Here is an 8,810-nt window from a genome sequence, read left to right on the forward strand (position 1 = left end):
TTGATAAAGAAAATTACTTCAATCAAAGAGACGCCCTTTTGCAGTTGACGGGAGGCTCTCTTCATGGCAAAGAAACGCCCTTCTCCATTGAAGAAAGGCGTTTCCTTGATTACACTAAGTGAATTTTATCAAAAGTGAGAGAGCCTAACTTGCACTCTTGAGAAGGATAGGCACCACAAGTTCTAAGGGTTAGAGCGGAAAGAAATGGGACTGTTGAAGATAAGAGAAAGTAGAATGATAGCTATGGAAAGAAGAATTTATTGGAACAGAGATGACATTCTTTATTTTTGTTGTAACTTTGCAGCATGAGTAAAGGTAAACTACAGAAATTTGCAGAGATGGAGACGTTTAAGAACGTCTTTCAGTATCCCTTCAGTGTGATGAGTGAGGTTCCTTTTGAGATGAAGGGGCATTGGAGGGAGCAATACTTCCATAATGACAACCCCATAGTGCTTGAGTTAGGATGCGGAAAGGGCGAATATACTGTCGGACTAGCACGTGTTTATCCTAATATCAACTTCATTGGTGTTGACATCAAAGGCGCTCGCATCTATACAGGAGCTAAACAGGCACTAGAGGAGGGACTATCGAATGTGGCGTTCCTACGCACAAGTATCGAGATTATTGATCGTTTTTTCGATACGAACGAGGTGCAAGAAATATGGTTAACCTTCTCTGATCCACAGATGAAGAACTATCATAAGCGTTTGACATCGACGTTCTTTATGAATCGTTATCGCCACTTCTTGATAGATGGAGGTATCGTTCACTTGAAGACAGACTCGAATTTCTTGTTTACTTACACTACTTATATGGTAAACGTGAATAGCCTTCCTGTACTCTTCCGAACGGAAGATTTATATGGAAATGAGTTGAGCGAAGACTCGAAATCAGCTGAGAATGAGATGGATGAGAAGACTCGTGAGATTCTAGGTATTCATACTTACTATGAGAATCAATGGATTGAAAGAGGCTTGAACATTAAGTATATGAAGTTTCAACTACCATCAGTAGGCGAATTGCAAGAGCCTGAGGTGGAGATAGAACTTGATGATTATCGTTCTTATAAACGCCCTAAGCGTAGTGGATTGGCTACGAGTAAGTAAGCTGTTAGGATACTAATGGCTTTTATCCAACTGCTTCCTCTTGCACTGATAAGCGAGGAGTGGTTAGTAATAATGTGTTAGGAGGAGGAAAAAAGAGCAAAGAAATAGGGACAGGCGAGTACGTCTGTCCCTATTTTTAAGCAATGTCACTATGCGATATGACGACCACTAAGGATTAAAACTGTCACTTCTTCATCTTTGCTTTACGGGCATACTCGAACAGAGCCTGCGGTAGATGGCAATAGCCAGTGGGGTGTTTATCAAGATAATCTTGGTGATATTCCTCCGCTTTATAGAAGTTCTTGAGGGGTTCCAACTCAACAGCTAGTTTGCCATTTACGTGCTTCTGCTGTTCATCAAACACCTTTTTAATAACTTCCTTGTCCTTTGGATCAACATAATAAACGCCTGTTCGGTATTGAGTACCACGGTCGTTGCCCTGCTTGTTGATGCTTGTTGGATCAATAGACTTAAAGTATAAGTTTAATAGGAACGGCAAACTAATAACCTTGGGGTCGTAAGTTATATGTACAGCTTCGGCATATTGGGTTGCATCAGTGCATACATCCTCATACGTGGGGTTCTTTGTTCGTCCATTGGCATAGCCTACTTCCGTTGCAACTACACCTTCTATCTGCTTGAGGTAATGCTCTGTTCCCCAGAAACAACCACCTGCTAAGTATATTTCTTTCATCGGTCTTAATAGTTTGATGTACTCCCCATAGCCTTTCGCCTTCATCTCTTCGATTGGAATAAAGCGCAGGGAAGCACTATTTATACAATATCTCTTACCACCAGTTGACGCTGGACCATCATCAAAAACATGCCCTAAATGAGCGTTGCCAGTCTTACTTTTCACCTCAATACGGGTCATCCCGTGTGAGTGGTCGGTATGTTTTGTGATGAGCTTATCGCTTATTGGCTTTGAAAAAGCAGGCCACCCACAACCTGAATCATACTTATCTGTAGAGGAGAAGAGCGGTTCGCCCGTTGTTACATCAACGTATATGCCCTCTCGGAACTCGTGGTCATACTCATTGGTAAAGGGTCGCTCGGTGGCAGCATGTTGTGTGACGGCATATTGCTCGGCAGTTAGTGTGCGGCGCAAGGTGGCATCGTCGGGTTTAGCATACTTCTTTTGGGGAAGGAGAGTAGAGTCAGATTGTGCCATAGAAGTCTTTGTTTTATTCGTACATGATGATGAGCCTGTCACAAGAAAACCACAAGTTGCGGCGTTGACAAGCAATGGAAATAACAGAGTAGATAGAGTAGAAAGAAATTTACACATGGTTGGGATAAAATTAAGTGAGTATATGGAAACTTGATTAAAAGCTGGGTGTATTAGATTGCCAACAATCAGTTAGCCTATCTGATACACCCTTATTAATCTATGAATACTTTATTGTTTCTGTAAGAAACGGTCTACCTCAATAGCAGCCATTGCACCTGTTGCAGCGGCAACAACGCCCTGGCGGTAGGTAGGATCAGCCACATCACCAGCTGCATAGACACCTTCAACGCTAGTTGCAGTAGACTTCGGCTGAGTGAGAATGAAGCCATGATCATCTAAGTCAAGCTGTCCCTTGAATAGTTCTGTATTAGGAGTATGACCGATAGCAAGGAAGAATCCATCGATAGCAACATCAAACTTCTCTTCGTTCTCTTCGCCTTTGAAGCGTACAAGATGTGCTCCCTCAACACCATTCTCACCATAGAGTCCAAGGGTATTTGTATTGTAGAGGATCTCAATATTGTCCTTTTCTGTGACACGCTTACGCATGATCTCCGCTGCACGAAGGTATGGTTTGCGAACGATCATATAGACCTTCTTTGCCAGACCAGACAAATACATAGCCTCCTCACAAGCTGTGTCACCACCGCCAACTACGGCTACTACACGCTTACGATAGAAGAAACCGTCGCATGTGGCACATGCGCTTACACCTTGACCACGATACTTTTCTTCATCAGGTAGCCCTAAGTACTTCGCACTAGCACCTGTTGCAATAATCAAAGTGTCAGCTTCTATCACGTTGCCACGCTCATCCTCAATATGAAAAGGACGACTACTAAGGTCGGCTTTAACGATAGATCCGTCTCGAACATCAGCCCCATAAGTCTCTGCCTGTTGGCGCATTTCCATCATCAACTGGTTTGCGTCGATCCCATCATGGAACCCCGGGAAGTTCTCAACGATAGTTGTTGTAGTCAACTGACCGCCTGGTTGCATACCAGAATATAGAACTGGTTGTAGATTAGCACGGCCTGCATAGATAGCAGCAGTATAACCAGCTGGACCGCTACCGATTATCAGTGTCTTTACTTTTTCCATTCTCTTTATTATTATAAAAGGAGTCTTCTGCATTGGAGTAAAGGCTTACGAAGACTCAAGTTAATACTTTGTAATAATTACAACATCAAATAGTATGCCAAAAGCAAACGCCTGTTTATTCCATAGGAAACAAGCCAAAAAGTCGGTCATCAATCATATCTGTGACACGTTTGAAGTCCTGTTGGTTGCCAAGAAAGTCCGTTGTGTCACCATCAACAATCATTAGATGACCCTTATAAGTCTTTATCCAATCCTCGTAACGTTGGTTAAGTCCACGCAAGTAATCAATTCGCATGGTTTGTTCATAGTCTCTTCCGCGTTGCTGAATATGGTCAATCAAGCGTGGAATTGAACACCTTATATATATAAGAAGATCGGGTAACTTGACCAGAGATAACATCAACTCGAATAAGTCAGTATAGTTCTTGAAGTCCCTTTCAGACATCAGTCCCATGTTGAAAAGATTAGGAGCAAAGATGCAAGCATCCTCGAATATGGTTCGATCTTGTATGATTGTGTCATTCGATCGGGATATATCTACGACGTCGCGAAACCTCTTGTTGAGGAAATACACTTGTAGATTGAATGACCAACGAGCCATATCTGCATAGTAATCTTCCAAGTATGGATTGTTATCAACAGGCTCGAAATGGGCTTTCCAGCCGTAACGTTTAGCGAGCATCTTGGTTAGTGTGGTCTTACCAGCACCTATGTTTCCAGCAATTGCGATGTGCATAATGAATGTATAAACCCTTGGCAAGGCCCCACATACATGGAGTTTCATGCTTTAAAGAGCGTTTTTATTGTTTCAGTTAATTGATTAATTGTCCACTTAAAATCGTCTTTCTCGTAAACAGATAATACTCTTTGAGGAAGAAGAAGATTACCACCTTATATAATAAGAGTGCTTTATCAGAACAGACCAAATAGTTCTCTATCGATCTTATCAGTAATCAGTCCGAAGTCTTTCGGCTTGTGTTGATAGTCGAGATGATCGACATCAATGGTTAGAACTCGCCCTTTATACTTATTAGAAATGAAGTCCTCATACCTTTTATTAAGGTTCTCCAAATAATCTAAAGGCATTTTCTGCTCATACTCACGACCCCTCTTTTCGATATTCGAAACCAAGTGGCTGACCGAAGAACGCAGATAAATCATAAGGTCGGGGAACCTAACTGCATCCGTCATGTCCTCGAATAACTCCATATAAGTCTCATAGTCGCGGTCGTCAAGATTCCCCATTGCATAGTTATTCTGCGTGAATACATATACACCCTCGTATATCGAGCGGTCTTGAACGACTGCCTCTTCACTGCGACTAATCTCTAATAAGTCTCTAAAACGCTCTTTCAAGAAGAACACCTCCATAGCGAATGACCACCGTTTGATGTTCTTGTAGTAATCTTCTAGGTACGGGTTGTAATCGACGGACTCGAATCTTGGCTTCCAACCATAGCGTTTGGCGAGCATTGTCGTTAGTGTTGTCTTACCACTCCCGATGTTTCCTGCAATTGCGATGTGCATAACTTGCTATCCACATACTCATCAGCTATATTCTTACTCCTTATTATATAGAAGCCTGATAAGCATGCGGATGTAATTAATATGTTTATATTGTCATTAAAAGAAGATGGTCAGTTAGTACCTAGCAGTACCCACACAACCATTCGGCATTTGTATATGTAACATAGCACAAATCGTCGGTGCAATGTCCACGATATGCGCTTCTACATTTGAAGAACCATGCTTTACGTTCCAACCATAGAGTAGGAAAGGAATATGTGTATCGTATGGGAAAGGTTGACCATGTTGTGTTCCACGGAACTGAGGAGAGCCTGAGCCACCAAAAAACTGCGGTCTTGTCACCACTCCAATCTCACCTGAACGACCACGGAAGTAGCCATTCTCCATGCGTTCCTTTATCCATTCTGGCATGGTGACATTGGTTACCTTTTCTTCATCAAATACGTATAAGAACTGTGGATCTTGCTTTAGAAAATCGATAGAAGCGTCTATCACGTCCTGTTTCTTTAGACCAGCTGCATTGATTGTAGAGTCATTTAAGAACAGTTGATAGTTATCTTCTCCCATCACAGGAGCTATGCCGAACTTCTGTTGCAAGTGGTCATTTAAACCTTTAACAGTCTCCTTGTAGTCCCAAGCACCAGCTGGTATGCGATGTTCCCGCATATAGTTGTAGTTATGAGCAGCACCATGGTCAGCAGATAAGAAAAGCAAATAGTTGCCCTTACCAACCTCCTTGTCAAGCATGTTAAGGAACTCTGCTAGATCCTTGTCAAGCTGCATATAGACTGCATGATTCTCCTCTCCACGTGTTGAAAATCTATGTCCAATAATGTCAGTTGGCGATATACTCACTGCAAGCATATCGGTCTCCTTCCCCTTACCTAACTGCTCATTTTTCACTGCTGCAGCCGCCATCTTGAAGGTCATCGTTACACCTTCTGGGGTGCTTTTAATGTCGAAGTTAGGTGCAGTATGGTTCTCTTTATTGAAGTCCTCCACCCACTTTGGCAAACTATTCATATAGAATGTAGATGTGACGAAGTGCCCTGCAGAGGTATCCCACCAGTATGCTCCGTCAGCCGCATGACCTGCTGGAAGGATTGAAGCACGGTCTTTCAATGCAACACCAATTACCTTGGAGCGGAAGTCAGTAGCAATTTGTAACTCATCACCGATGGTAGATGCCAACATACGATGCGGACTCATCTGCCCCTCTTTACTATCGGAACCAACGCTCTTCACCGATGGATCAGCACAACAATAGACACTCTTATCATTCTGATAGAAGTAGTTTCCAGCGATACCAGTGATAGCTGGGACTGAACCAGTATATATAGAACTATGTCCAATTGCCGTCACTGTAGGGGCGTAATTGATGTGAGTATTCTCAAAAGAGAAGCCCTCATTGAGTAGACGTCGTAGACCACCTGTGCCATACTCATTATAGTAATAGTAAAGGTAATCCCACCTCATTTGATCGACAACAAGGCCTACTACCAATTTAGGTCGTTGAATTTGTGCGTTTGTAGAAACCGCTAAGAGCAGTCCAACAACTAGTATAAAGAGTTTCTTCATATTAGGTTATATGTTTTAATGATAGTGCAAACTTACAGAAAATCGCTGTAATATTTGCAGGAAATCGGAAGTTTAACGCAATTCGGCTTGATTATTAGGGCTATACGGTGTAAATCGCAGCAAATCCGCCACCTGCCACGAGGCAGGAAAATGCGGATTATTGAAACAGAAATGTTTTCAAATCGTTACCCGAAAGCAGGATAATTACCTCCGCTAAAGAGGAGAAAAACAGCGGTTTTCCGTGCATCCGTTGCTGTTGCTCTATTGCTCTATATTTTGCATAGCAGGGTTAGGCTCTTTCATGTTTAATTTTGCAACCAAAAAGAAAAGACAATGGCAAGAAGCACATTCAAGGTGCTGTTCTATGTGAACGGCAGCAAGGAGAAAGACGGCATCGTCCCCATCATGGGACGGGTTACAATCAACGGCACGGTGGCTCAGTTCAGCTGCAAGCGCACCATCCCAAAGGAGTTGTGGGATGTGAAAGGCAACAGGGCGAAAGGCAAGAGCAGGGAAGCCATCGCCACCAACCTCTCGCTCGACAACATCAAGGCGCAAATCATCAAGCACTATCAGCGTCTTTCCGACCGTGAGGCGTTCGTCACGGCGGAGATGGTGCGCAACGCCTATCAGGGGCTGGGCAGCGAGTACGACACCCTGATGAAAGCGTTCGACAGGGACTGCGCCTCTCTGTTCAAGCGTGTGGGTAAGGACAGGAGCATGGGAACATACAAGGTGATGCTCAGGGCGAGGAACAACACGGCGAGGTTTATCCGCCACAAGTACAACCGCAGCGACATGTCGATGCTGGAACTCACCCCCGACTTCATCAGGGACTTCGCCGTGTACCTCAGCACGGTGAAAGGAAACAGGAACGCCACGATATGGATAAACTGCATGTGGCTCAAAGGCGTGGTGATGCGTGCGCACTTCAACGGCAAGATACCGAGAAACCCGTTCGCGCAGTTTCATATCAGCCCGAACACGAAGGAGCGTGCGTTCCTCACGGAGGACGAGTTGAAGACACTGGTTTCGCACGAGTTCAAGGACAGCCATTCCGCCTTCGTGCGTGATTTGTTTGTCTTCGCCTCCTTCACCGCCCTTTCCTTCGTGGACTTGAAGGAACTCACCACCGATGAGATTGTGGAGGTGAACGGCGAGAAGTGGATACTTGCAAAAAGGCACAAGACACAGGTGCCGTACCAAGTGAAACTGCTCGATATACCCTTGCAAATCATCGACAGATACCGACCGTTCCAGAAGGACAACTCCATATTCGGGGACATCAACTACTGGACGGTCTGCAAGAAGCTCAAAAAAGTCATCAGCGAGTGCGGGATAACAAAGGACATCTCCTTCCATTGCGCAAGGCACGGCTTTGCGACATTGGCTCTGAGCAAGGGCATGCCGATTGAGAGCGTGAGCCGTGTACTCGGACACACGAACATCGTAACCACACAACTCTATGCGAAGATAACCACCGAGAAACTCGACACCGACCTCTCCATGCTCGGCAGCAAGCTCAACGCCTCATTTGGCAATATTAAGATGGCATGACAATGAAAGGGAAAGACATAAGCAGCAATGCCCGTCGAATAATCACGATAGACGAGCACGGGAACATCGTCATACCCAACGGCGAAATATGGATGGGCGAGTTTGAGATTGCCGACCTGTTTGGCGTGTTCGGACATACCATCCACACGCTGGTCAAGAAGATATACAGGGATGGACTGCTGCACCCCTGCACGGCAGAGAGGAACATCAGGGTGGCGGAGGGTCGCTGGCTTGATGCGTACAGCCTTGAAATGGTCATAGCCCTTGCGTTCCGTATCAGGTCGCAAAGGGCAAAAAGGCTTTGGGAGCATGTCATCGCAATGCTGAACGAACGGCACGAAAGGTTTGTCATGCTCCTTCCTGCACGGGCAGGCAGTCCCTGCTGAAACGCCTTGACAGAGGTTTATAGAGGTTTATCCCCTTGTGTCGATGGGGGAAATAAACCTTTTTCTTTTTGGGTGGTTGAAGGGCAGGGATAACAGTTAGGGACGAGTCGTATAGGACTGCCGAGAAAAGAAAAACATACCGAACACAACTTCTTTTATTTTGATGAATTGATGAATATTGATATAATATGATTGAATATCAAGCGATTGCAAGTTCATCAACATATCATCAGACGCTTGCGAACGATGAAAGAAAAAGGCATTTTCCCTTTTTCAGCAACCCTCGACAAATCCTGCAAAATTATCCTCCTGTTCCCCTCAATT

At 44.3% G+C, this 8,810-nt stretch carries 8 protein-coding genes; 3 read left to right on the forward strand and 5 right to left on the reverse strand.

Features of this window, described 5'->3' with window-relative positions; genetic code table 11:
* Positions 1 to 305: 305 nt before the first annotated feature.
* Positions 306 to 1,106 carry a tRNA (guanosine(46)-N7)-methyltransferase TrmB gene (trmB, locus tag O3603_RS06335; protein ID WP_371521570.1) on the forward strand — a complete coding sequence of 267 codons (801 nt, stop codon included), beginning with the start codon at positions 306 to 308 and terminating at the stop codon, positions 1,104 to 1,106.
* Between the two features lie 184 nt (positions 1,107 to 1,290).
* Here the strand turns inward: trmB and O3603_RS06340 are convergent, their stop codons facing one another.
* From O3603_RS06340 to O3603_RS06360, 5 genes are all read right to left on the reverse strand, one after another.
* Positions 1,291 to 2,277, reverse strand: coding sequence for a bifunctional methionine sulfoxide reductase B/A protein (locus O3603_RS06340; protein WP_371521572.1), 987 nt, complete (start codon positions 2,275 to 2,277; stop codon positions 1,291 to 1,293).
* Between the two features lie 228 nt (positions 2,278 to 2,505).
* A complete protein-coding gene (trxB, locus tag O3603_RS06345) occupies positions 2,506 to 3,438 on the reverse strand; it encodes a thioredoxin-disulfide reductase (RefSeq protein WP_036895307.1) in 933 nt (310 codons plus the stop codon).
* Positions 3,439 to 3,553: 115 nt separating this feature from the next.
* Entirely contained in the window at positions 3,554 to 4,174 is a 621-nt protein-coding gene (locus tag O3603_RS06350; RefSeq protein WP_371521577.1) for a deoxynucleoside kinase, read from the reverse strand.
* Between the two features lie 176 nt (positions 4,175 to 4,350).
* Positions 4,351 to 4,965, reverse strand: coding sequence for a deoxynucleoside kinase (locus O3603_RS06355; protein ID WP_155715124.1), 615 nt, complete (start codon positions 4,963 to 4,965; stop codon positions 4,351 to 4,353).
* Positions 4,966 to 5,079: 114 nt separating this feature from the next.
* Positions 5,080 to 6,543 (reverse strand): alkaline phosphatase family protein, encoded by a 1,464-nt coding sequence (locus O3603_RS06360; protein WP_009435021.1) that lies wholly within the window; start codon positions 6,541 to 6,543, stop codon positions 5,080 to 5,082.
* A gap of 333 nt (positions 6,544 to 6,876) precedes the next feature.
* Between O3603_RS06360 and O3603_RS06365 the strand changes: the two genes are divergently transcribed.
* Positions 6,877 to 8,100 (forward strand): site-specific integrase, encoded by a 1,224-nt coding sequence (locus O3603_RS06365; protein WP_004341056.1) that lies wholly within the window; start codon positions 6,877 to 6,879, stop codon positions 8,098 to 8,100.
* On the forward strand, positions 8,097 to 8,486 hold the full coding sequence (locus tag O3603_RS06370) for a hypothetical protein (protein ID WP_004341058.1): 390 nt from the start codon (positions 8,097 to 8,099) through the stop codon (positions 8,484 to 8,486). Before O3603_RS06365 ends, O3603_RS06370 begins: the two co-directional genes overlap by 4 nt.
* Positions 8,487 to 8,810: the final 324 nt, after the last annotated feature.

Source organism: Prevotella sp. 20925_1_30 (genome assembly GCF_041433025.1).
Taxonomy (GTDB): Bacteria; Bacteroidota; Bacteroidia; order Bacteroidales; family Bacteroidaceae; genus Prevotella; species Prevotella vespertina.

Excerpts from the sequence above, each read along its gene's own strand:
- trmB (WP_371521570.1), top strand. The coding sequence starts at position 306 with ATGAGTAAAGGTAAACTACAGAAATTTGCAGAGATGGAGACGTTTAAG.
- O3603_RS06340 (WP_371521572.1), bottom strand. The coding sequence starts at position 2,277 with ATGGCACAATCTGACTCTACTCTCCTTCCCCAAAAGAAGTATGCTAAA.
- trxB (WP_036895307.1), bottom strand. The coding sequence starts at position 3,438 with ATGGAAAAAGTAAAGACACTGATAATCGGTAGCGGTCCAGCTGGTTAT.
- O3603_RS06350 (WP_371521577.1), bottom strand. The coding sequence starts at position 4,174 with ATGCACATCGCAATTGCTGGAAACATAGGTGCTGGTAAGACCACACTA.
- O3603_RS06355 (WP_155715124.1), bottom strand. The coding sequence starts at position 4,965 with ATGCACATCGCAATTGCAGGAAACATCGGGAGTGGTAAGACAACACTA.
- O3603_RS06360 (WP_009435021.1), bottom strand. The coding sequence starts at position 6,543 with ATGAAGAAACTCTTTATACTAGTTGTTGGACTGCTCTTAGCGGTTTCT.
- O3603_RS06365 (WP_004341056.1), top strand. The coding sequence starts at position 6,877 with ATGGCAAGAAGCACATTCAAGGTGCTGTTCTATGTGAACGGCAGCAAG.
- O3603_RS06370 (WP_004341058.1), top strand. The coding sequence starts at position 8,097 with ATGACAATGAAAGGGAAAGACATAAGCAGCAATGCCCGTCGAATAATC.